The organism is Streptomyces sp. NPDC006235 (genome assembly GCF_040613735.1).
In the GTDB taxonomy this organism is placed as follows: domain Bacteria; phylum Actinomycetota; class Actinomycetes; order Streptomycetales; family Streptomycetaceae; genus Streptomyces.
In genome coordinates this window covers 1-1,417 of the sequence record NZ_JBEXSR010000097.1, presented here as the reverse complement: position 1 = coordinate 1,417, position 1,417 = coordinate 1, and the positions used below count along the sequence as shown (strand labels likewise).

Here is a 1,417-nt window from a genome sequence, read left to right as displayed (position 1 = left end):
CCTAGTAGTGCTTCGTTAGGTTCTGGCTCTGGTTCTGCTGGTGGTGAGGGGTCGTCCGCAGGTGGTGCAGGTGCCGGTCCAGCACCTCAGCAGGTCCTGGAGCATGTCGAGGACCTGGTAGAGGGTCAGGCCGGCATCTGGGCTTTTGGGTCGAGCCGCCGCAGGGTGAGGAAGGCCTGGGCGGCGGTGACGAGGGTGACGTGGTGGTGCCAGCCGCGCCAGGTGCGGCCCTCGAAGTGGTCCAGTCCCAGCCCGTGCTTGAGTTCGCGGTAGTCGTGCTCGATGCGCCAGCGCATCTTGGCCCACCGCACCAGGTCAGCGACCGGTGTGGTGGCAGGCAGGTTCGATATCCAGTAGTCCCTCGGAGCGTCCTGGCCGTCCGGCCATTCGACCAGGAGGGTCCGGGTGGGCAGGACGCCGTCCCACCGGTTGCGGCCGCCGCCCGCCTCCTGGGCTGCGGTCAGGGCCTGCTTGCCCGCGGGCCGCACTGTCAGCACCGCGAACCGTGAGGTCATCGCGCCCTTGCTGCCGCGGCGCCAGGTCACCTCGGTGAACCGGCCGGCACCGGCCTCGACAGCAAGGACGGCGACGCCTCGCGGTGGGGTGCGGTAACGGGGCAGCGTGGGCGGACCGAGCCCGCCGTAAGCGGGCTGGTGCGGCTCGACCTCCTCCGGGTGGGCGACTTCCTTCCCGGTCAGGGCGAGAACATAGGACAGCCCTCGCTCCTCGAGGCCGAGCCGGAACGGGGTGCTGACGCCGTAGCCGGCGTCGGCGACCACGACCGGCGCCTTCAACTGCCAGGCGGCGAGTGTGTCGAGCAGGCCGAGCGCCAGACGCCACTTCTCCTGGTGGACGACGCCGTCGGGGACTGCTGCCCTGCGGCAGCGGTCCGGTTCGTCCGTCCACTCGCGCGGCAGATACAACTCCCAGTTCAACGGGCAGGACGCAGTGTCGGTGGCGGCATGGACACTGACCGCGACCTGGCAGTTCGCCCGCTTCCCGACCGCCCCGCAGTACTGACGGGCCACCCCTACCGACGCGGTGCCGCACTTGGGGAACGACACATCGTCGACCACCCACACCTCGGGCGTGATCGCCTCGGACAGCCGTTCGGCGATCCGCCGCCTGACCGGCAGCGGATCCCACGGCGACTGGTTCACGAACTGCTGCAGGGCCTGCATGTTCCCGTCCGGCAGACGCTCGGCCATCGGCTGGATCGATTTCCGCCGACCGTCAAGCATCAGACCCCGCAGGTAACACTCGCCCCACCGCCGCTGATCCCGCCGCGGCAACGACCCGAACACATCGGCAACGAACTCCGCCAACTCGCCCCGGAGTCGTTCCACCTCCCCCAACCTCATACCCGAGAGGATGCCCACCCAGGCGATATCACCCAACGTAACGAAGCACTACTAGG

General features: G+C 69.2%; 1 protein-coding gene. It reads right to left on the bottom strand.

Annotated features, from left to right (window positions below; genetic code table 11):
• Positions 1 to 125: 125 nt before the first annotated feature.
• The gene (locus ABZ192_RS42980) at positions 126 to 1,361 is read right to left on the bottom strand and encodes an IS701 family transposase (RefSeq protein ID WP_356929893.1); all 1,236 of its coding nucleotides are present in this window, start codon (positions 1,359 to 1,361) and stop codon (positions 126 to 128) included.
• Positions 1,362 to 1,417 lie beyond the last annotated feature (56 nt).

Coding starts and splice junctions, on each gene's coding strand:
- ABZ192_RS42980 (WP_356929893.1), bottom strand. CDS start 1,361: ATGAGGTTGGGGGAGGTGGAACGACTCCGGGGCGAGTTGGCGGAGTTC.